Origin of the sequence: Thiothrix sp. (assembly GCF_028714775.1) — a bacterium.
In the GTDB taxonomy this organism is placed as follows: Bacteria; Pseudomonadota; Gammaproteobacteria; order Thiotrichales; family Thiotrichaceae; genus Thiothrix.
The window spans coordinates 100,735-122,153 of the sequence record NZ_JAQTLS010000002.1 but is presented as its reverse complement, the minus strand read 5'-3'; the positions used below and the strand labels follow the sequence as shown (position 1 = coordinate 122,153).

At 51.0% G+C, this 21,419-nt stretch carries 17 protein-coding genes; 5 read left to right on the top strand and 12 right to left on the bottom strand.

All coding sequences use genetic code 11. The features are described from left to right. Positions 1-154 precede the first annotated feature (154 nt). The 3 genes from PHE17_RS02110 (at position 155) to fba (ending at position 4,004) form a co-directional block, all read left to right on the top strand. Positions 155-1,336, top strand: a complete 1,182-nt coding sequence (locus PHE17_RS02110) for a phosphoglycerate kinase (protein ID WP_301014158.1) — start codon at positions 155-157, stop codon at positions 1,334-1,336. 111 nt (positions 1,337-1,447) lie between these two features. Continuing rightward, positions 1,448-2,890, top strand: coding sequence for a pyruvate kinase (pyk, locus tag PHE17_RS02105; protein ID WP_301014157.1), 1,443 nt, complete (start codon positions 1,448-1,450; stop codon positions 2,888-2,890). 49 nt (positions 2,891-2,939) lie between these two features. Further along, complete coding sequence (fba, locus tag PHE17_RS02100; protein ID WP_301014156.1) at positions 2,940-4,004, top strand: class II fructose-bisphosphate aldolase; 1,065 nt, start codon at positions 2,940-2,942, stop codon at positions 4,002-4,004. Between the two features lie 126 nt (positions 4,005-4,130). Here the strand turns inward: fba and PHE17_RS02095 are convergent, their stop codons facing one another. Genes PHE17_RS02095 through PHE17_RS02075 form a run of 5 tightly spaced genes read right to left on the bottom strand, consistent with a single transcriptional unit; the run spans position 4,131 to position 12,209 of the window. After that, positions 4,131-5,747, bottom strand: a complete 1,617-nt coding sequence (locus PHE17_RS02095) for a type I restriction-modification system subunit M (protein ID WP_301014155.1) — start codon at positions 5,745-5,747, stop codon at positions 4,131-4,133. Further along, positions 5,740-6,828: a PDDEXK nuclease domain-containing protein gene (locus PHE17_RS02090; protein WP_301014154.1), complete on the bottom strand. Its 1,089-nt coding sequence runs from the start codon at positions 6,826-6,828 to the stop codon at positions 5,740-5,742. The genes PHE17_RS02095 and PHE17_RS02090 overlap by 8 nt, the downstream gene beginning before the upstream one ends. Further along, positions 6,825-7,931, bottom strand: coding sequence for an AAA family ATPase (locus PHE17_RS02085; RefSeq protein ID WP_301014153.1), 1,107 nt, complete (start codon positions 7,929-7,931; stop codon positions 6,825-6,827). The genes PHE17_RS02090 and PHE17_RS02085 overlap by 4 nt, the downstream gene beginning before the upstream one ends. After that, positions 7,928-9,250, bottom strand: a complete 1,323-nt coding sequence (locus PHE17_RS02080; RefSeq protein ID WP_301014152.1) for a restriction endonuclease subunit S — start codon at positions 9,248-9,250, stop codon at positions 7,928-7,930. Before PHE17_RS02080 ends, PHE17_RS02085 begins: the two co-directional genes overlap by 4 nt. Next, positions 9,243-12,209, bottom strand: coding sequence for a type I restriction endonuclease subunit R (locus PHE17_RS02075; RefSeq protein ID WP_301014151.1), 2,967 nt, complete (start codon positions 12,207-12,209; stop codon positions 9,243-9,245). The genes PHE17_RS02080 and PHE17_RS02075 overlap by 8 nt, the downstream gene beginning before the upstream one ends. 287 nt (positions 12,210-12,496) lie before the next feature. Between PHE17_RS02075 and PHE17_RS02070 the strand changes: the two genes are divergently transcribed. Next, positions 12,497-13,672, top strand: a complete 1,176-nt coding sequence (locus PHE17_RS02070) for a helix-turn-helix domain-containing protein (RefSeq protein ID WP_301014150.1) — start codon at positions 12,497-12,499, stop codon at positions 13,670-13,672. Here PHE17_RS02070 and PHE17_RS02065 read toward each other — a convergent pair. The 5 genes from PHE17_RS02065 to PHE17_RS02045 form a co-directional block, all read right to left on the bottom strand. Next, entirely contained in the window at positions 13,652-14,680 is a 1,029-nt protein-coding gene (locus PHE17_RS02065; RefSeq protein ID WP_301014149.1) for a protein adenylyltransferase SelO family protein, read from the bottom strand. The two genes, PHE17_RS02070 and PHE17_RS02065, sit on opposite strands and share 21 nt — an antisense overlap. Then, a complete protein-coding gene (locus tag PHE17_RS02060) occupies positions 14,681-14,944 on the bottom strand; it encodes a VF530 family protein (protein ID WP_301014148.1) in 264 nt (87 codons plus the stop codon). It lies immediately after the preceding gene. Between the two features lie 107 nt (positions 14,945-15,051). Beyond that, on the bottom strand, positions 15,052-15,426 hold the full coding sequence (locus PHE17_RS02055) for a hypothetical protein (protein ID WP_301014147.1): 375 nt from the start codon (positions 15,424-15,426) through the stop codon (positions 15,052-15,054). Continuing rightward, complete coding sequence (locus tag PHE17_RS02050; RefSeq protein WP_301014146.1) at positions 15,410-15,712, bottom strand: DUF6516 family protein; 303 nt, start codon at positions 15,710-15,712, stop codon at positions 15,410-15,412. The genes PHE17_RS02055 and PHE17_RS02050 overlap by 17 nt, the downstream gene beginning before the upstream one ends. 55 nt (positions 15,713-15,767) lie before the next feature. After that, the gene (locus PHE17_RS02045) at positions 15,768-17,801 is read right to left on the bottom strand and encodes a tetratricopeptide repeat protein (protein WP_301014145.1); all 2,034 of its coding nucleotides are present in this window, start codon (positions 17,799-17,801) and stop codon (positions 15,768-15,770) included. 61 nt (positions 17,802-17,862) lie between these two features. Here PHE17_RS02045 and PHE17_RS02040 point away from each other — a divergent pair, with 61 nt between their 5' ends. Beyond that, positions 17,863-18,363 (top strand): disulfide bond formation protein B, encoded by a 501-nt coding sequence (locus tag PHE17_RS02040; protein ID WP_301014144.1) that lies wholly within the window; start codon positions 17,863-17,865, stop codon positions 18,361-18,363. Between the two features lie 39 nt (positions 18,364-18,402). On the opposite strand, the gene PHE17_RS02035 is transcribed toward PHE17_RS02040, so the two are convergent. Further along, positions 18,403-19,923 (bottom strand): aldehyde dehydrogenase family protein, encoded by a 1,521-nt coding sequence (locus tag PHE17_RS02035; protein ID WP_301014143.1) that lies wholly within the window; start codon positions 19,921-19,923, stop codon positions 18,403-18,405. Positions 19,924-20,053: 130 nt separating this feature from the next. Further along, a complete protein-coding gene (locus PHE17_RS02030) occupies positions 20,054-21,406 on the bottom strand; it encodes a Fic family protein (protein ID WP_301014142.1) in 1,353 nt (450 codons plus the stop codon). Positions 21,407-21,419 lie beyond the last annotated feature (13 nt).

Here is a 21,419-nt window from a genome sequence, read left to right as displayed (position 1 = left end):
AGCGGGCGAGGGGGAACAACAGGGGAAATCTTAGCCCCTCGCCCGCTTCGCGGGAGAGGGGTTGGGGTGAGGGTCTCCAAATTCGTCAACTAAAGCACCTCACACCTTACCCGCTTTATTTGACTGATTTGATTTCTGCAAGGAGTTCCACCACATGGCTTTCATAAAAATGACCGACTTGGATCTGAAAGGCAAACGTGTCCTGATCCGCGCCGACCTGAACGTACCTGTCAAAGACGGCAAAGTTACTTCCGACGCCCGTATTACTGCATCCATGCCAACCATTGAACACGCGATGAAAGCGGGTGCGAAAGTCATGGTCATGTCCCACCGTGGTCGCCCGACCGAAGGTGAAGTGGATGAAGCCAACTCCATGCAACCGATTGCCGAAGACATGAGCGCCAAGCTGGGCAAAACCGTGCGCCTGATCAAAGACTACATCGACGGTGGTTTTGACGTAGCGGAAGGCGAAGTGGTACTGCTGGAAAACGTGCGTTTCAACGCAGGTGAAAAGAAAGACAACGAAACACTGGCAAAGAAATATGCTGCCCTGTGCGATGTATTCGTCATGGACGCTTTCGGCACAGCTCACCGCGCACAAGCTTCCACCCACGGCGCAGGTAAATTTGCCCCCATCGCCGCTGCCGGTATCTTGCTGACGGAAGAACTGATTGCACTGGACAAAGCACTGGCAAACCCTGCCCGTCCAATGGTTGCTATCGTCGGTGGTTCCAAAGTTTCCACCAAACTGACCGTTCTGGAAGCGCTGTCTGAAAAATGCGAACAGTTGGTTGTTGGCGGCGGCATTGCCAATACCTTCCTGAAAGCTACAGGCCACAATGTCGGCAAATCCCTGTGCGAAGATGACCTCGTACCAACGGCACAAGAGCTGATCAAGAAAATGACTGCTCGTGGCGCAATCATTCCGATCGCTGTTGACGTGGTTTGCGGCAAGAAATTCGACCCAGCCGAACCGGCAGAATTGAAAGATGCGAAAGACGTGGCTGACGACGACATGATTTTCGACATCGGCCCTAAATCCGCACAGGAACTGGTCGACATCATCATGAATGCTGGCACTGTTGTATGGAATGGCCCGGTTGGTGTATTTGAATTCGACCAATTCGGCGAAGGCACGAAAGCCATTTCAATGGCAATGGCTGAAACCAAAGCCTTCACACTGGCGGGCGGCGGCGACACCATCGCAGCCATCCAAAAGTACAACATTTACGACAAAATCTCTTACATCTCTACCGCTGGCGGCGCTTTCTTGGAATACCTCGAAGGCAAAGTCCTCCCAGCCGTTGCGATGTTGGAAGAACGCGCTAAAGGCTGATCACAGCTACTAATGAAGCCGCCAGTGTGCGGCTTCATTTTTCACACTACATAATGTCATAGAACAAGCATAAACTAAGCACTTTACAGCACACAGTTAATAGGTAATACATTGAGAAGGACTAAAATTGTAGCGACCATGGGGCCAGCTACAAGCACACCGGAGGCCATTGAAGCCATTATCCGGGCAGGGGCAGATGTCGTGCGGCTAAACTTTTCGCATGGCTCCCACGCAGAACACGCGGCTCGTGCCGAACTGGTGCGTGAATTGGCGCGGAAAGCGGGGCGCATCGTCGGTATTCTCGGCGACCTGCAAGGGCCAAAATTACGCATTGCCCGTTTTCAGGATGGCAAAATCACCCTGAAACCCGGCGATACCTTCATCTTGGATGCAGACCTCGCCAACGATGCAGGCACGCAAGAACGGGTCGGTTTGGGTTACAAAGAACTGATTCACGATGTCAAAGTCGGGGATGAACTCTGGTTGGATGATGGGCGCATTGTCTTGGCTATCATCGCCATTCAGGGCAATGAAATCCATACCCGCGCCGTCAATGGTGGGGTTCTGTCCAACAATAAAGGGCTGAACCGCCGTGGCGGGGGCTTAAGTGCCGCCGCACTGACCGACAAAGATCGGGAAGACATCCAAGTTGCTGCCAATATCGGCGTTGATTTTCTCGCCGTTTCATTCCCGCGCTCAGCCGACGACATCAATGAAGCACGTCGCCTAATGGTGGAAGCTGGTGGGCGGGCTGCGATTGTTGCCAAGATGGAACGCGCTGAAACCATGGAAGGCGCAATCCGCGATGCCATCATCCTCGCCTCCGACGTAATCATGATTGCTCGCGGCGACTTAGGTGTGGAAATTGGTGACGCCAAGTTGCCACGGGCGCAAAAGTGCCTGATCAGCCAAGCCCGCAAGCTCAACCGCGCAGTCATTACCGCCACCCAGATGATGGAAACCATGACCGAAAACCCGATCCCCACGCGGGCGGAAGTTTTCGACGTGGCGAATGCCGTCATTGATGGTACGGATGCGGTGATGCTTTCCGGCGAAACCGCGACCGGCAAACACCCTGCGCTGGTGGTAAAAACGATGGCGGACATCTGCGAAGAAGCGGAAAATTCCATCGAAACCCGCCGTTCCGGGCATCGCATGGAAGAGCGCTTTGAACGCATCGACGAAGGCATTGCGATGGCGACCATGTACACCGCTAACCACATGAATGTGCGGGCGATTGCGGCACTGACGGAATCTGGCTCGACCCCGTTGTGGATGTCGCGGATCAGTTCCGGCATCCCGATTTACGCGCTGGCCTCCAGTGATGAGGCTGCCCGGCGGGTCAGCATGTACCGGGGCGTTTACCCAGTAAAATTGCACGAACCGCTGAAAGACCCGAAAATAGCCAACCGACAAGCCGTCGAGCTGATGATTCAGGAAGGTATCGTGGAAACTGGCGATCTGGTCATCATCACCAAAGGCGACCTGATGGGGGCGAAAGGTGGGACAAACCAGCTCAAAATACTGCGCGTCGGCGAACACCAGAACGGCTAACACCAAACATACAGCTTAACGTTTTAACTAACATTTTAAGGAGAACAACATGGCTTTGATTTCATTGCGCCAATTACTGGATCACGCGGCTGAAAACGGCTACGGGATGCCAGCGTTCAACGTAAACAACATGGAGCAAATCCACGCGATCATGCAAGCAGCAGATGCGTGCAACTCCCCGGTTATCCTGCAAGGCTCTGCCGGTGCGCGTTCTTATGCTGGCGAACCGTTCCTGCGCCACTTGGTACAAGCAGCGGTTGAAATGTACCCGCACATCCCAGTTTGTATGCACCAAGACCACGGTGCGGAACCTGCCGTTTGCTTCCGCTCCATCCAGTCTGGCTTCACCTCCGTCATGATGGACGGTTCCTTGATGGCTGATGGCAAAACTCCTTCCAGCTACGAATACAACGTTGACACCACCCGCAAAGTGGTTGAACTGGCACACGCTTGCGGCGTTTCCGTCGAAGGCGAACTGGGTTGCTTGGGTTCACTCGAAACAGGCATGATGGGCGAAGAAGACGGTCACGGTGCTGAAGGCGTGTTGGATCATTCCCAACTGCTGACCGACCCGGAAGAAGCGGCTGATTTCGTCAAGAAAACTGGCGTTGACGCGCTGGCAATCGCGATCGGCACTTCCCACGGTGCATACAAGTTCACCAAGAAGCCTACCGGCAACGTACTGCGTATTGACCGTGTGAAAGAAATCCACGACCGCATCCCAACCGTCCACTTGGTTATGCACGGCTCCTCTTCTGTTCCAGAAGATTGGCTCGAAATCATCAACAACTACGGCGGCGACATGGGCCAAACCTACGGCGTGCCGGTTTCCGAAATCGTTGAAGGCATCAAGCACGGCGTGCGCAAAGTCAACATCGACACCGACCTGCGTATGGCATCCACAGGCGCAATCCGCAAACACCTGTTTGACAACAAAGCCAACTTCGACCCACGCAAATTCCTGAAAGAAGCGACCAAAGCCATGTCAGGCATCTGTAAAGACCGCTTTGAAGCTTTCGGCTCTGCGGGTATGGCTGGCAAAATCCAGCCAACTTCACTGGAAGTGATGTTCGGCCTGTACAAAGCTGGCAAGCTCGACCCGAAAGTGTCGTAAGCCGGTCGTTGTAGGAGCCAGCCCTGCTGGCAATCGCTTGCAAGGCAAGCTCCTACAAAATAGGTATAAAAAGGGGGCTTCGGCTCCCTTTTTTATGGTGTGACATCGGATGATTAGTGCTGTCCCCTAAATGCCCAGCGGCAAAACAGGCAAACCAAGTTCTTTCAGAAATTCATTGTGCTTCTGGGTAGCTTCCACAATCCCTTTTCCCAACCTGACCAATTCGGCATTAACTGCCTGCAAGTCGACTTCTTCCTCTGCTTTTGCCGTGCTGATGTAGCGCGAAATATTCAGGTTGTAGTCGTTGGCGGCAATCTCCTCCATTGGCACGCGCCGCGCATAGCGGTCTTCTTCCTGACGGAACTGATAGGTGGCAATGATCTTGTCGATATGTTCCGGCAATAGACGATTTTGGCGTTTGCCTTTCTCAAAATGTTCGCTGGCATTGATGAATAGTACATCATCTGGCTTCTTACACTTTTTCAATACCAGAATGCAGACGGGAATGCCTGTTGAAAAAAACAGATTCGCGGGCAAACCAATCACGGTGTCAATATTGCCATCTTCCAACAGCTTGCGGCGAATACGTTCCTCCGCACCACCACGGAACAGTACGCCGTGTGGCAGGATGATTGCCATCGTGCCTTCTTTGCCCAAGTAGTGGAAACCGTGCAAGAGGAAAGCAAAGTCGGCTGCGGATTTGGGCGCAAGTCCATAATTTTTGAAGCGGAAATCCTCACCTAATGCCTCAGTCGGCTCCCAGCGGTAACTGAAGGGGGGATTGGCAACGACAGCATCAAAATGAAGTTTCTTGGCGGGATTCGCTTCCTTAAGAACATTCCAGTCGTTGAGAAGTGAGTCGCCGTGATGAATCTCAAACTCGGAATCTTTCACCCCATGCAGCAACATATTCATGCGTGCCAAATTGTAGGTCGTGATGTTTTTTTCCTGCCCGTAGATTTTACCGATACCATGCACCCCTAATTGTTTACGCACATTCAGTAGCAACGAGCCAGAGCCACAAGCAAAGTCGAGGACTTTATCTAATCGTTTTTTCTTACCCGTGGTCGGGTCTTGACTGTCTAGTGTTACAATTTCGGAAAGGATGCTGGAAAGCTGTTGTGGCGTATAAAACTCACCCGCCTTCTTGCCTGATCCGGCTGCGAACTGCCCTATCAGGTATTCATAAGCATCGCCCAGCACGTCGCTACTGGTGGAAAACTTAGCAATTCCCTCGGCAATCTTAGTGATGATGGTACAGAGTTTCGCGTTGCGCTCCGGGTACTTTTTGCCGAGCTTCTCCGAATCCAGATTGATTTCCGAGAACAACCCCTGAAAGGTGCTTTCAAATGACTGGGTTTCGATGTACTTAAAGCCTTTTTGTAGCGTGTGCAGCAGCTCCCCGTCTTGAGTACGAGCCATTTCCGCAATATTGCTCCACAAAAATTCCGGCTGGATGACGTAATGCACCTTGCGCCGCATCTGCTTCTCAAACTCCGGCACATCCTCCTGATAATCCTGATACCAAATACTCAAGGGCGCGATATTCGGAATATCCTTATTATCAGGGTAGTCGGAACCCAGTTCTTTCTTTGCGGCAGCTTCGTAATTATCAGAAAGGTAACGCAGGAACAGGAAGGAAAGCATGTAATCACGGAAGTCATCCGCATTCATCGCGCCCCGCAAATCATCGGCGATGTTCCAAAGGGTGCTACCCAGTTTCTTTTGGTCTTGATCAGTCATGGTTTGCTTTATCTTGTGAGGGTGTTTTATTACTGAGTTCTTGTTCAATTTGCTCAATAGTGGGCAAACCAATTTTAAGTTCAGATGGGATAGCATCGCCTAGTTGATACTGGGCGATACCTATCGGTTTATGGCTATCACGCAAAGCATATTCTGCCACGATGCGGTTATGGTTTTTGCACAGCAACAACCCGATGGAAGGTTGGTCATCAGGGTGTTTCAGCAAGGAATCAACCGCGCTCAAATAAAAACTGATCTGCCCAGTATGTTCCGGCTTAAAATCCCCTGCTTTGAGTTCCACCACCACATAGCAACGCAATTTCAGGTGGTAAAACAGCAAATCCAGATAAAAATCTTCCCCGCCCACCACCACATGAACTTGCTTGCCCACGAAGGCAAAGCCAGCCCCCAGTTCCAGTAAAAATTGGGTAATGTGTTCAACCAATGCGGCTTCGACAGCCCGCTCTTGGGCATCTTGTCCTAAACCCAAAAAGTCCAAACGGTACGGGTCTTTTAGTGATTCCCGTGCCAAATCCGATTGGGGAGCTGGTAGGCACTGGGCAAAGTTATTGACGGCTTTGCCGCTTCTATCCATCAAGTTGGTTTCTATCTGCATCACTAGTACATTACGTGACCAGTTGTGGGTGATGGCTTGTTGGGCATACCACTCGCGTGTCGCTTGGGTTTTGAGCTTGTCCAGCAAGGTGATGTGGTGATACCACGGCAATTGTGCAAGCACCTCTTGCACAAATTCACTACTGCCCCAGTTTTGGGCAAAAGTTCGCATGTACTTGAGGTTGCGCGGTGAAAACCCTTTCATTTCAGGAAAGGCAACACGCAAATCGTGCGCTAGGTGATCAATCACTTTCGCGCCCCAGCCTTGCGTGGATTGGCGGGTTAAAATTTCCTGCCCTATCTGCCAATACAGCAATACCAGTTCGCGGTTAACCGCCAGTGTTGCACGTTGTTGCGCGGTGTGGATGCGGGTTTTGAGGCTGGCAAGCCAGTCTTGATAACCCGCAGGTAAGGGAGTGAGTGCCACGGGGGTATCGTCCAGTTTATTCTTGTCTTGTTCCATCATGGTTGGCTCTGTTGTGTGGTAGCTTCAGTGAGTAGCTCAGGCAAATGGAAACGGTAACGTTCCAGAAAAGCCGTTAGTATTCTTTGGAATAATATTTTGGTGTCACTGACCATTTCCCTTGGTTCGTAGACCGAATATTTGCCATGACTCAGCAAATTCAAGGCGCGGGCATACAACACTTCATCATCTACGCCGTGAATGCAGGCAGAAAAATCGTTGTAGCCAAAAAAGCTGGAGGTCTTTTCCATGATGCTGCGCAGCATATTGAAATGGTGGGTATACAGCTTGCCCGATTCGGAGGCTTGTTGCAGTTCGCTTAACATGGCTACATGGTGAAAGAAGGGGGTGTCATCTTTTTCTCCCAACGTATGTAAGTTGTAGCTATCCGCATTAGTCCCACGGAGCAGAAAATATTTCTTGTGTGATGACTTTTTGAATTCGTTGCACATCACATTGAAAAACAGCCCGTGATGGGAGGAGATCACCGTTTTTACGCGATCTTTGCCCCTTTTGAGTAATTGAGCCAAATCGCTGGCTACGGCAATGGCGTTGTTGTCATCCAGTGAGGAAATCGGGTCGTCGATGTAGAGATACTTCACCCAGCTATAGGCTTCCGCACCATCTATCGCTAATTCGCAAATCGCCAAAAAAATACACCATATGAAGATGTTTTCCTCACCCCGCGAAACTTTAATATGATCGGTGTCACCACGGGAAAAGGTAATCGTCCACTGTTCGTAGTCGATCCTGAAATCGAAATCGGCATAACGGTACAAAAAAGGGCGTATTTTTTCTTCTAACGACAGTTCTTTGAAGCCGGAAAAGAAACGTGACGCTGCGTTAATTCGCAAAACGCGCTCGGTGTCGCCAGCAAGATCATTGTCCCAAGAAAACAAATCTTCGGTATAGGCATTGAAGTAGAGCGTATCGCGTTGAACGCCTCTTTTCCTCTTGCCAGCTTCCTTGAAAGCCATCGACAGCCGCGTTTTACCCGTGCCGCTGTAGGCGTAGAGCAACACAAAATGACTAGGCTTTGTTGGGTTATCCAAGTCACCGCGTAACCGTTGCACCAATCTATTCATGGAAAGTGGTCTATTACTCACCCCGCCACCTCCTCAGCCGCCGGAAAAAGCTGCTGCATCAAGCCTTTCTTATGCTGTTTCAGTGCCTCAATCTTCTGCGCTTGCGCCGCAATCAACGCATCCACCGAAGCCAAACAATCCGCAATTTTTCTCTGTTCATTAGGGTTTGGAAGGTTAATGAAAAATTTTCTTTGAGTTGTTATTGGAACTTGGTTCCTCGTAGACTGAGACATGACTTTTGAATACTGCTGTATAAAATATTGACTGGTAATGGAAAATCTCAGAAAGTCATTTATCAACAAATCATTATCACAACGATAATATGTAGCAGTTGTACTCAAAATAACAAATGGTAAATCTGTATTTAGTTTTGCTACCGGCCCAACTGTTGCATTGTGTGCAAAAAGAATATCTCCGTCTTTTGCTACGCCTTTTTTAAATTGTGATGCTCGTTGCATTGGAATACGCTTACATTTGCCAAACTCAACAACGCCCGCAATAAAGTCATTAGCTGAAATATATGGAATACCATTTTGCGAAAACTCTTCAGCTTTTGGATATAATTCACCATGATTCCCATCTAAATGACCGATAATAATATTTTCATCAATTAATGTTTGAATGGTCTTTTCTTCCCACTCTCCCGCATCCAGAAACTCAGGAAACCGCAACTTCGGCACAGTCTCACCTTCCGCTGGGAAAAGCTGCTGCATCAGCCCTTTTTTATGCGTCTTAAGCGTGTCGAGTTTTTGCGTTTGTGCGGTGATAAGTTCGTCGATGGAAGAAAGGCAATCGGCGATTTTTTGTTGTTCTTCTATCGAAGTTAAAGGCAAGCAAAAGGATCGAATTTGAGCAAAGTTAAGTCCTTGTCTATTGCCACCAACTTGAAAACTATCAATTTGTTTCTGTCCATCTTGGGATAGCAAGTATTGATTCAAAAAAAATGGTTTTAATTCTGTTTGTTTGGTGCGAATGATACAAACATGCTGATTTACATTTCCACCTTGAACGCTGTAATTTGCAACTGCACTTCGACCAATTGAAGCACCTGTAATATTTAGGAAAACATCACCGCTCTTGATTTCTGTAGCAGAAAATTTTGAATGTGTCGTATCATCAATAAAGACAATATCATCCAGTATTAAATACCCCCACCCAATATTTTGACTCCGAACAAATGGGCGACCAGTATTTTTATAGTTTTTTTCTCCACCGTTAGGAGTAATACCACTGCCAATTTTGATAGCTTTTGTACCAAGTGAGGTTAACTCCCACTCCGGTGCATTGCGAAATTCGGGGAAACGTAGTTTGAGGATGCAGGTATTTGTTTGGTTATTCATACGCTGCTAACCCCGAAATGTCGTGCCCTTGGGCGAGTTTGTGCAACAGCGGTGTTAAGTCTTCCATCAATGCCAATTCCTTTTTGGTTCTGGCTTTCCAGCTTAGTTCTAGCGGTGCGAGTAGGTCGCTTAAGGTTTCGCCGTCGAAAATCATGCGCTGCATAATTCTATCGACAAAGGTTTGCAAGGTGGCTGCTTCCAAACCGTGTTTGTCGGCGATGATTGCCAGCTCGCGGGCGGACTTTTCATTTTTAAAGGTTTCATAGCCTTGCCGAATGGCTTGCTCGCTCAAGCCTGCCCCGATGGTGAGGGTGTTGATATAGGCGGCGATGTCTGCGCGTTCGTCGATGAATTTGGCATCTGAACCAATCAGCCCGATCAGTTCGTCGCGGGTCATTTGCTGTTTTTCCGACGAGCCTTCGGTATAGCGGGCAATCAGCCCCATGATGTAGTCATAGTCAATAACAGCGGAAGCAAACAGCACGAACTCGAAATCAAGCTGCTGTACCGCGCTGGCACTGTCGTTGTTCTTGGCTTGTTGTGCCTTGAGCCGCTGGGCAGTATCCAGATAAACCCCTCGGAACGCCCGCAGTTGGTCTTCGGGAATAACCTGTTCAATGCTCTCGGCATTTTCTGGGGTGAGGTCGGTGTATTGGTCAAGCTGGGTTTTGAGCCGCTGCACTTCTTTGAACAGGTTGATGAACTGGCTGCGGGCTTCATCGCCTTTGAGGTTGGCGACTTGTTCCGGCGCACTTTCCAAGCCCTGCGAAGCCATGAACTTATCCAAATTCGCCACCGCATTTTCCAGTTTGCCAATCACAGCGGTAGCCGAATCGACGAGCCAGATTTCCTTGGCATGGTCTTTTTGTTCCCCTGAAAATAGCTTGATCGCGTCATCCACCGCCGCTTGTTGGCTACGGAAATCAAGCACATTGCCGTAAGGTTTGGTGTCGTTGAGGATGCGATTGGTGCGAGAGAAGGCTTGAATCAGCCCGTGGTACTTGAGGTTTTTATCCACATACAAGGTATTCAGGTATTTGGAGTCGAAACCCGTCAGCAGCATATCCACTACGATAACAATGTCGATTTTGTGCTGGTGGGCGTAGTCGTGGTTGGAATATTGTTGGTCTTTGATGCGCTTTTGCACATCTTGGTAGTACAGGTCGAAGTTATTGATGTCGTGGTTCGTGCCGTACTGAGCGTTGTAATCCGCCATAATGGCTTTGAGTGCGGCTTTTTTCTCATCCGGTGCATCTTGGTTATCGGCCTTTTCTTGCGGCAAATCTTCCTGAATCTGCTGCACATCCTTATTGCCTTCGGCAGGCGGCGAGAACACGCAGGCAATATGCAACGGCACAAAATCGCTGTCTTGTGCTTGCCGTTGCGCTTGGATTTCCTTGAATAAGCGGTGGTACTCAATCGCGTGATTGATGGAAGCCGTTGCCAGAACCGCGTTGAACTTACGCCCCGCCGTCGCCGCGTTGTGCTTATCCAGAATCGCTTTAACCACGGCTTCTTGTGTCAGCGTTTCACCCGCTTTCGGTTTGGCATTGCCTTCTGCTTTGTAATAGTCGATGTGGAAACGCAAAACATTACGGTCTTCAATGGCGTGCGTGATGGTATAGGCATGAAGTTGTTGCTGGAAAATGTCTTGCGTGGTTTTGAACGACGCGGTTTGCGCTTCGATCTGCTGGTAGCTGGCGTTGGTTTCAAAGATCGGCGTACCCGTAAAACCGAAAAGCTGGGCATTCGGGAAAAAGTCCTTAATCGCTTTGTGGTTCTCGCCGAATTGGGAACGATGGCATTCGTCGAAAATGAACACGACGCGCTTATGGCGTAAGGGTTCGAGCTTGGCTTTGTAGTTGCGCTTGTTGGTGCTATCGAGTGCCAGACCGAGCTTTTGGATGGTGGTGACGATTACCTTGTCGGCGTAATCGCTGGAAAGCAGCCGCCGTACCAAGGTTTCGGTATTGGTGTTTTCTTCAACGCAGCCTTGCTGAAACTTGTTGAATTCCTCCCGTGTTTGGCGGTCGAGGTCTTTGCGGTCAACCACGAACAAGCATTTTTCAATATCGGGATTGTCCTTGAGCAGGGTGGATGCTTTAAATGAAGTCAGGGTTTTGCCACTGCCAGTGGTGTGCCAGATATAACCATTGCCACAGCTTTGGTGGATGCAATCCACAATCGCCCGAACAGCGTAGATTTGATAAGGGCGCATCATCAGCAGTTTTTGCTCGTTGGCAACCAGCACCATGTAACGGCTGATCATTTCGCCGAGAACGCACTTCGTCAGGAAATGGTCAGCGAAGTGGTCGATATGGGTAATCTTGCGGTTACTTTCATCCGCAAATTGGTAGAGCGGTAAAAAACGTTCGTCTGCATCAAAGCTAAAATGGCGGTCGTTGTTGTTAGCGAAATACCACGTATCACTGCGGTTGCTGACGATAAACAATTGCAGGAAGCAGAGTAAGGTCTTGGTATAGCCATTGCCCACATCATTTTTGTAATCCACGATTTGCTGCATAGCGCGGCGTGGGCTGATTGCCAAGGTTTTGAGTTCGATCTGTACCACAGGTACACCATTAATGAGCAGCATCACATCATAGCGGTGATAGCTGTTCTCGGTGTTGATACGCAGTTGGTTGGCTATCTCGAAGGTGTTTTTGCACCAGTCTTTGATATTGACGAGGGTGTAGTGGAGTGGCGTACCGTCATCACGCTCAAAGCTATTACGTTCGCGCAAGTGTTGCGCGGCGGCGAATACATCAGGGCTAATGATCTGATCCAGTAACCGCGCAAACTCACCGTCGGTCAAATGCACCCGATTGAGTTCATCGAATTTGGCACGGAAGTTTTGTTCCAGCGTGTCGCGGTCACGGATGTCGGGGCGGTAGGTGTATTTAAGATCGGTCAGCTTGGCAATCAAACCCTGTTCGATCTGGCTTTCTGTTGTCGTCATGAGCAAATCCTAAAGCTACCGTGATCCATATTGTTAACCTGTCGCATCCTATCAAATGTAGCACTTGGCAACGTCGGAAGAACTCATCCTACGGGAAGTCTTTTCACCTGCCAAGGCAAGCCCCCACAAAATAGGTGCAAAAGGGGGCTTCGGCTCCCTTTTTTGTTTTTTCTGGCAGTACTTGCCAGACACCCAATAAAAGGTTAGCTTGGAGCAATCCGCACATAGACAAGCGCTTGAAATAAAATAAAACCAAACACACCACCAACAGCGCAAGGAGGAGAATCATGCAGCAGGAGGTAGCAACCTCACTCACGCAGCGCAGGCGTGTGACCGAAACCGCGTGGAGCCGTTTCGTGGTGGGCAGCCCATTGCTCAAAACTGGCAACCTCCAAGGGGAAATTGTTGCCTCGTGGCAACGCAGCCTGCATCATGTCAATCCCCGCCAAGACCATGCCCCACTGGAAGACGCTTACACCATCCACCACTTGTGGAACAGTTCCCCTTTGCGCCAAGCCGCGCTGCAAGTGCAAGGCGAGGTCATGCAATTGGCGAAAGAAGGCTCTTTAGTCGCTGCCATTGCCGACCCCCAAGGCCGCTTGCTGTGGACATTTGCTAGCAACCACATGCGTAAACGTGCCGAAAGTGTGAACTTTACCCAAGGCGGGTGCTGGGACGAACCCTCTGCCGGAACCAACGCAGTAGGCTTATCGGTCGCGCTGCGCCGTCCGGTAACGGTGTTTTCCGCCGAACATTATTCTTCCTATGTGCATGACTGGGTATGTTACGCCGCACCTATCGTGCATCCGCAATCGGGCGAAACGCTTGGTGTGCTCGACATTTCCACCACTTGGAACAAACACACCCCGCTGGGGCAAGCCGCCGTCGCGGGCTTGGCGCGTTCGATTGCCAACAGCCTGCCACTGCATTTATCACGGGCGGAATTGGAAATCCATGCACTGGGGCAACCCCGTGTGTTATTTCGGGGTAAACCCTTGAGCTTGCCGATGCGGCAGGTGGAAATTCTGTGCCTGTTAGCACTAAATCCGCAAGGGCTGACACTGGAAGGTTTCCATGCCGCGCTGTATGGCGACCAACCGATTTCCACCACCACTTTGAAAGCGGAATTGTCGCATTTGCGGCGTTTGCTGGACGGGCAGATCGGGTCGCGCCCTTACCGCTTGCAAGTTCCGGTGTGGGCTGACTTCATCCACGTGTGGCAGGTATTGCGCCAACAGCAAAGCACCGAAGCGTTTGCGCTGTACCGGGGTTCCTTCCTGCCGCAATCCGCTTCGCCGGAGTTGGAAGAATGGCGGCATTGCATTGATGCGGTGATGGGGCGGGCATTGGATTCTTGCCAAGACCCGTCGGTATTGATGGAAAAACTCTGCCACAGCACCGGCGGCAGCGAATTGGTGCGCGAACGGCTGGCGGAATTGGTATCACGCCCCGTCAGGCTCTGACATGAGCGCGGCGTAATGGCGCAAGTATTCCGGCTCATACACCAGCAAAGCACTGCGTAACGCATCCACCCTAACCAACGGGGAAAGCGCCCGCGCCAGCACATTGCAGTTCCACAAGCCCACCACGGGTTGCTGCCCGAAGGCATAACGCCCATGCTCATCGTCCGGGTGGCTGACACACAGGGGATCACGCGCCGGGGTAAACGTGCTTACACCCACATCCAAGGTGATGCCAAGGATCGACTGGTTGTCGGTATTCATCACCCCATGCACAAACCCCACCGCCTGCCAATGCGCAATCAAGCGTGCGGTGCGCAACACCACCTCACGGAAAAACGCTGCATAACGCGCCTCCCCTTCCGCTACACACGTCGGAAAATGGCAGGCAATCACATGATCCGCCAACTGCCGTAATGCCGCCGGGTTTTTCTGGAAGAAATAGTTTTCAAACGTGCCGAAACGTACATGGCTGGGGGCAATGCGCGTCACCATCGCCATCGGTTCAAAGCCTTGCCGGTACACCTGCTGGCTGGCGGAAGTAACGCACAAACACCGCGCGGTCGGCACACCCAAAGCCGCCAACTGTTCCGTGGTATCGAATTCGTGCAGGCATTCACGTAACCCCGCTCGCCCATCGGCAGTCCGCGCATACGGCGTTTTGCCCACGCCTTTCAGGTACAGGTCAACGATGCCGCCCGATGTTTCCACGTCTCCCAGCAATACCGCACGACCATCCCCCAAGAACGGGTTGAAATGTCCAAACTGATGCCCCGCATAATCCTGCGCCAATGGCTGCATCCCCGGCAACAGCGCATTGCCGCTGAATACTTGCAGGAATAAATCTGTGTTCACTTCATTCGCGTGCAAACCCAACTGCTGCACCACGTCGGCGTTGCTGCACACCAGCGTCGGGTTTTCCAGCCCCTGCGGTTGGAATTCGCTGTAAAAGTGCGCCCCCAAAGCATGGAAGCGATTGCGGAAGGTGAGGTCGCGGAGGTGTTTCAACATTTAGCCAGCAGAGGGGTCGCCCTTGTTAGCGCGGTGAATCTCACGTTGCATAAAGCCGTAAAGCCCTTCCACTTTTTCGCGTGCCCACGGGGTTTTGCGCAGAAACTTTAGGCTGGACGTAATGCTGGGGTCGCTGCTGAAACAGCGCACGGGAATGCGTTCCGCCAATCCCGCCCAACCAAAATGCGCCACCAGCGCGGTGAGTATCGCCTCCAGCGTGAGGCCGTGCAGGGGATTGTTGCGTTGCTTGAGGTCGTTGGACATGCGTGTTCGCCGTATCGGGATCAAGGCTGTGATTATGGCGGGTTCCCTATGTGCCCGCTACACAAACCGCCTTTTTGCGGCTGATTCGGTGATGGCGAACACGGCAACTATGCTGCTTCCGCCACCAATGTAAAATCCGCATGAATTGCATCGAAGGGAACATAAACACCACCTACATCCTGCTCCACAATACCGTGTTCAATCAGGATTTTGATGTCATCATGCACTCGCCGTACATCGCGCTGCACCTGCCGCGCCAGTTCACGGATGCTGGTTTTACCCAGCTTTTGCAGTTTAACCACCAAATCCCAGCGGCGGGAGTTGATGACATCAAAGAACATTCCGGGTGAGGTGAAAGTCAGGTATTCACCTGCGTATTCGCCCTTACCCCAAGCATCCAGAAAACGGGCAGCGGAAGCTTGCATGGCCTGCTCTTCGGTGAGGATTTTGATTTCGAGGGTGCGTTTAGTCTTGGCTTGCATAGTATTGTCTCCTTTGCTCCCGTACATCGGTTATGAAATCCTCAATCAGCTTTTGGATCGTGGTGAAGGGGTACGCCTCTTCCCGTTCGCCGTAATGCCGATGATCTCCCTTGGGGCGTTCGTTGTCATAACCGACAATCCGCTCTCCGGGCAGGCCGAAGAACAGGCGGTATTTGTATAGGTGTTCGCTGCCTGCGACGGGTTGCGGCACTTCCCATATAACCATTTCCTGTATGTACCCGCCTTCGTAAACGGTACGGTCTTTGAGTATGCGCTTGGCTTTCATGTTGACATTATGACAACAGAGGATGCGACAGGTCAACTGGGAGAGCTGTTTGGTTTTAGTTCGACACTGCCACCAGACATTGTTCTAATGTTGCGATGTCGTGATGCTGCCCGAAGAAAGCAATGAAGCATTCGGTTTGGGTTTTGCGCGGTTCGGGAAGTTTATCCACCAGCGGACGAATTTCAGTCCAGTCCCAAGTGAATTGCACTTCTGACGACGAGGCGCGAATGGCTGTCAGTACATTAGAAACCGAGGAATCCGTTCCTGCCAACCATAGCAGGAAGTGCATGATGGCAAACTCCTGATTGGTGGCGTCTACCCGTTCCAACACTTGCCGTATCTTTGGAATGGCTTCGGTATTCCCACCTGATACCAGCAGCAACTCCGCCATATTTGCCTCTGCGGATTGGCATAGCTTGCGGATTGCTGGATTCCCGGATTGGCTGTGACGTGCCAACAGTTCGTCGTAACATGCAACTACACCTGCCAGATCGCCCATCCTGCCCAACGTTATGCCCTTGCCGATTAGCGCTTTGGCGCACTGCTCCTCCAAGCTGAGGAAGGTGGAATCACCAAAACGTTGCAGCAACTCGTCATAGGCCGCTACCGCGCCCCTCGGGTTATTAAACTTTTGTACCAGTGTTACGCCCTTGTTGACCAGAGCTATAGCGCACTGCTCCTGTACACTGGGGACAAGGGAGACGGCAAAACGTTGCAGCAACTCATCATAGGCCGACACCTCGCCCTGCGGGTCATTGAGTTTTCCCCCCAGTGTCATGCCCTTGTTGACCAGCGCTATAGCGCACTGCTCCTGTACACTAGGGACGGCGGAGTTGGAAAAACTGTCTAGCAGTTGATCATATACTTCAATTACTTTTTGATATTTCCCCAAGTAATACCATGCCATCCCAATATTAAGTAACGTTTTGGCAATTTTCGAATCATCTACATCAGGAGCATTTAGAGCTTTCTCCCAGTAAGTGATAGCTCGATCTTTTTCATTATTCTTGGTCGCAGCGAATGCTAAGCGGTTCCAGTCTGCAAAAGTTCGATCTGCTTCAGGTTTATGTTGAGTCTTGTCGGCTGCTTTTGCCAATAACGCGGCTTCCTTTTGGGAAAGCAGCGGCACATCAGTTTTTAGAGAGTCATAACTATCAATATTATGTAGCCTGATATGACTAAGAAGGGAAAGTGGAGGTGCATCAGCTTTTGGTGAATCATAAACCTGCGGTGATGCACTAATTTTTTTGACCAGTTCATCAGACTCGGCAAGAAGCCTGTCTTCCAATTCCTTCATCATCTCTCGGATTTTTTCAGCTTGGTCGTGAACTTGTTTTTGTAATTCAAGGATATGCTGATTGAATCCGTCCATTTTGTTGGTTAAATCCTGCTTTCGGTCACTCAAGGATTGTTCGTGTTCTGCAAACCACGCTTTTACTTCATCCAGTGCTTGCTTACGCGCAGCGTTACGGAATGAGAAAAAGCTGATTACACCAGCCAAAACCAGTAGTACACCAAGAAGTGCCAGAGAGTGATCAATTCCTGAGTTTAGCTGGTCAATGCGTTTATCCTGACCTTCAACACGAGTTGTGAAGTTTTGAATGTCTTTTTGTAGGGATTCTTTCGCGGCATCCAGCTTGGTATCTGCCAGCTCTTTGTAAGCGTCAAAACTGTCTTTACTGACGGTTTCTTCCTTGGCTTCCTCAGGAGCATTGACGGCATACACAGGCGGAATGACACCGACCATTAACATGAAGAGGAAAATGAATAGCCCTATGACCCTGCGCATGTGGAAATTCCATTGGTTTGCTGGGTGCAGGATAGCATGTTTTATTGGCAAGGAGAGATGCGGGTGGTTACAGGATTTGCTAAAACCAGCCGCATCAACAACGTTTCCACCAGCACGTTCAGCGCCCCCACCACAGTAAAACAATCCATTCCAATACACAGAACTCACACAATAACCAATTGATAAATAATGATTTGCTTTAATCCATTTTACGACGCATCGTAAAAAAATCCAGACTATTTCATGATGGACAAGAAAATGCGAGGCACGAAAAAGCAGCGATTGTTTGCCTTTTGTCATCCCTCCCATACAACAGCCGGACTACACTTGTGGGATAAAAAAACACAGGATGCCCCTACAAATGCTGACACTGCCCCATAAAACTCTCTGGCTCACCATTGGCTTAGCCGCGCTGAGCCTCGTAATCGGCAGCTTTGCGCTGACTGCCCTGCTTGGCCTTCACCCTTGCTATTTGTGTATTTTCCAGCGGCTGCTGTTCATGCTGATTGCGGTGTTCGGTTTGCTTGCCGCCAGTGGTGTCGAGGCATGGATAGTAGGTCGGCTCGTCTTCTTGCTGGCGGGAACGGGAACGGGGACAGCAAGCTATCAAACGTGGTTGCAGTTACAGCCGCCCGGTAGTGCTTCTTGCGCAGGCAGCCAACCCGGTTTGATTGAACAGTTTGTTTACTTCCTGAGCGATAACGTGCCCAGCTTGTTTGCGGTCAGCGGTTTGTGCGAAGACGAGGAATTGGTGATTCTTGGCCTTTCTCTCGCCAATTGGGCGTTGGTTTCCTTCTCGGCTGCGCTCATTGTGACGGCGTGGATATTGTTCGGCAAACAAAGAAGCGCAGGTCAGGCATAACCCGACCCGCGCATTGCGCACCACACGCGAGGAGAAAGTTTAGAAGAAGCCCAACGGGTTGATGTCGTAGCTCACCAGCAAGTTTTTGGTTTGTTGGTAATGGTCGAGCATCATCTTGTGGGTTTCGCGGCCTACGCCGGATTTTTTATAGCCACCGAACGCCGCATGTGCAGGATACAGGTGGTAGCAGTTTGTCCACACGCGCCCAGCTTGGATGCCACGCCCCATGCGGTAAGAGCGGTTCATGTCGCGCGTCCACACGCCTGCGCCCAAACCGAATTCGGTGTCATTGGCCATCGCCAGTGCTTCCGCTTCGTCTTTGAAGGTAGCAACGGAAACGACTGGCCCGAAGATTTCCTCTTGGAACACACGCATGTCGTTCGTGCCTTTCAGCAGGGTGGGCTGGATGTAGAAACCGTTGCAGTAGTCGCCGCCGATTTGCTCAACTTCACCGCCCGTAATGACTTCTGCACCCTCTTCTTTACCGATTTGGATGTAGCTGAGGATTTTGTCGTATTGCTCTTGGGAAGCCTGTGCACCGACCATGACTTCGGTATCCAGCGGGTTGCCACGTTTGATTTGCGCGGAACGCTCCAGCACCATGCCGATGAATTTTTCGTAGATGGATTCCTGCACCAGCAAGCGTGATGGGCAAGTGCAAACTTCACCTTGGTTGAAGAACGCCAGCACCGCACCTTCCACGCACTTGCTGACGAACGCATCTTCTTGATCCATCACGTCGGCAAAGAAAATGTTAGGCGATTTGCCGCCCAGTTCCACGCTGGACGGGATAATGTTATCCGCCGCGTATTTCATAATCAGGGAACCGACCGGCGTAGAACCCGTGAAGGCAATCTTGGCGATGCGGGTACTGGTTGCCAGCGCTTTGCCTGCTTCCACGCCGAAACCGTTGACGATATTCAACACGCCTGCGGGCAGCAAATCAGCAATCAATTCCATCAGCACCAGAATCGAAGCCGGGGTCTGTTCTGCCGGTTTCAGCACGATACAGTTACCTGCCGCCAGCGCTGGGGCAAGTTTCCATGCCGCCATCAGCAGCGGGAAGTTCCACGGGATGATTTGCCCAACCACGCCCAGCGGCTCGTGGAAATGGTAAGCCACAGTATTTTCGTCGAGTTCGCCCAACGTGCCTTCTTGCGCACGGATGCAGCCTGCAAAATAACGGAAATGGTCGGATGACAGCGGCACGTCCGCATTGAGGGTTTCGCGCACCGCTTTACCGTTGTCCCATGTTTCCGCGACTGCCAGCAATTCAAGGTTGGCGTCGATGCGGTCAGCGATTTTCAGCAGGATATTGGAACGCGCCGTCACCGAGGTTTTGCCCCATGCATCTTTGGCAGCGTGGGCAGCATCCAGTGCCAGCTCAATGTCTTCGGCGCTGGAACGCGGGATTTGGCAAAACGGCTTGCCATTCACTGGGGAAATATTGTCGAAGTACTCGCCTTTCACCGGGGCAACCCAAGCGCCGCCAATGAAGTTTTCGTAGCGCGGTTTGAAGTTGATGACCGCACCTTCAGTATTCGGATTTGCGTATTGCATGATTCCTCTCCTCTCTTACACGTTAATAACGGCATCAGGGGAAGTGCCTCCAAACACTTGCCCTAGCCTTGGAGAGACAGCATAGACGGCGGAGGTTGGGAAAAGGTTGGGAGGAAATAGCGTTAACGCATCAAAATGCTTGCTGCCAGCGTTCCAGTTCCTGCCGCGAAAACCCCATCCCTGCAATGTTATGCGGGGCAAGGTGTTCAAGGTCGTAGCGCAGATCTGCCATGAATTTTTCGTGGTGAATGGCGGGCACAAGTGCTTCAACTTGTTGCTGGATATAACTTTCCAATGCATCACCGTGTAGTAATTGCTGCACAACTTCCCTGATCACTCCCCTGCGGGTTTGCCGGTATTGCACCCGCAGCGGATCAATACCTATCGCTTCAGCCGTGACGCTGTACAGTTGGCAGGAACGCAGATACGACCAGATATACAGCTCCGCCAGTGGACGGACTTCATGCTGTTCATAAGTCACCAACACTGCCGAGGCATAATCATCCTTGTCGATGTCGTTGAAAGAAAGCGGCACGAGATTATGCCGCACCAGCGGGATATTGCAGGCCAGCCGCGCCGTGCGTTTATTGACATCAATGAAACCTTGCAAGTAAGCAATGTGTACCAGCAGGAAAAAACTTTGTTCAAACGGGTCATGGATGCGGCGGGCTTTATCTGCAATGCGGGTGAGCTGCATTTCCAGCCGTTCGCGGTTATCCATCGGCATGTAAGTGCTGGAGGCAATGCGCACACTGTCACTGCGTATTTGCCCCGCAGCACCAGCAACAACCAAACCATCTGACAGCAAGTAATGCAAGGAGCGGATGTTATCCGTGCTGATTTCCAGACGGTTGATGCCTTCCACCAGAAAGCGGATCGCATCCTTGTGGTTCAGCAGCATGATTTTTTCTTCATCCAGCTTGTTATCGGCTTCAAGCCCTTCCAACAACAGCTTTTGGGTATCTACTAGCGAGTACGTGTTACCTTCCAAACGTGACGAGTTGTAGGACAGGTCAATCAGCAAACGGTTGAAAATACGCTGTGCGTAAGTGCCCGCCGGTAATTCATCGCTGACTTTTCTGCCCTGTTGCATCAGGCGTTGACGTTGATCGGCATCCAAATAGAAGGTTTCATTCGGTTGGTAAGCATCAAACCATGCATTGTCATAGGTACACGGCGAGCGGGTCATCAATGGCTGGCGGACACGCTCAATGAAAGGCATTGCCGCCGCTGAAAACAACAGGTGTGAACTGGCTGCGGGCGCTAATGGTGAGAATTGTGTTGGCAAGAAATAACGCCGTCCCCGCTTTTGACCAGCGGTTTGCACCTCGCCTATTGCCACCCATTGCGCCAACCAGCGGTGTAATGTCCGCTCTGGTATGTCGCCCAGTTTCGCTTTGATGTCCGATAGGGCGACAGGTTCGCCTAATTCACGGAGCGCTTGTAGGATTCGATCTTTGTGGTTGCTTGAGTTATCCGCCATTTTATCTGCCACT

Excerpts from the sequence above, each read along its gene's own strand:
- fba (WP_301014156.1), top strand. The coding sequence starts at position 2,940 with ATGGCTTTGATTTCATTGCGCCAATTACTGGATCACGCGGCTGAAAAC.
- PHE17_RS02035 (WP_301014143.1), bottom strand. The coding sequence starts at position 19,923 with ATGCAATACGCAAATCCGAATACTGAAGGTGCGGTCATCAACTTCAAA.
- PHE17_RS02080 (WP_301014152.1), bottom strand. The coding sequence starts at position 9,250 with ATGAATAACCAAACAAATACCTGCATCCTCAAACTACGTTTCCCCGAA.
- PHE17_RS02060 (WP_301014148.1), bottom strand. The coding sequence starts at position 14,944 with ATGTCCAACGACCTCAAGCAACGCAACAATCCCCTGCACGGCCTCACG.
- PHE17_RS02065 (WP_301014149.1), bottom strand. The coding sequence starts at position 14,680 with ATGTTGAAACACCTCCGCGACCTCACCTTCCGCAATCGCTTCCATGCT.
- PHE17_RS02090 (WP_301014154.1), bottom strand. The coding sequence starts at position 6,828 with ATGATGGAACAAGACAAGAATAAACTGGACGATACCCCCGTGGCACTC.
- PHE17_RS02110 (WP_301014158.1), top strand. The coding sequence starts at position 155 with ATGGCTTTCATAAAAATGACCGACTTGGATCTGAAAGGCAAACGTGTC.
- PHE17_RS02055 (WP_301014147.1), bottom strand. The coding sequence starts at position 15,426 with ATGCAAGCCAAGACTAAACGCACCCTCGAAATCAAAATCCTCACCGAA.
- PHE17_RS02040 (WP_301014144.1), top strand. The coding sequence starts at position 17,863 with ATGCTGACACTGCCCCATAAAACTCTCTGGCTCACCATTGGCTTAGCC.
- PHE17_RS02095 (WP_301014155.1), bottom strand. The coding sequence starts at position 5,747 with ATGACTGATCAAGACCAAAAGAAACTGGGTAGCACCCTTTGGAACATC.
- PHE17_RS02050 (WP_301014146.1), bottom strand. The coding sequence starts at position 15,712 with ATGAAAGCCAAGCGCATACTCAAAGACCGTACCGTTTACGAAGGCGGG.
- PHE17_RS02030 (WP_301014142.1), bottom strand. The coding sequence starts at position 21,406 with ATGGCGGATAACTCAAGCAACCACAAAGATCGAATCCTACAAGCGCTC.
- PHE17_RS02045 (WP_301014145.1), bottom strand. The coding sequence starts at position 17,801 with ATGACAAAAGGCAAACAATCGCTGCTTTTTCGTGCCTCGCATTTTCTT.
- PHE17_RS02075 (WP_301014151.1), bottom strand. The coding sequence starts at position 12,209 with ATGACGACAACAGAAAGCCAGATCGAACAGGGTTTGATTGCCAAGCTG.
- PHE17_RS02070 (WP_301014150.1), top strand. The coding sequence starts at position 12,497 with ATGCAGCAGGAGGTAGCAACCTCACTCACGCAGCGCAGGCGTGTGACC.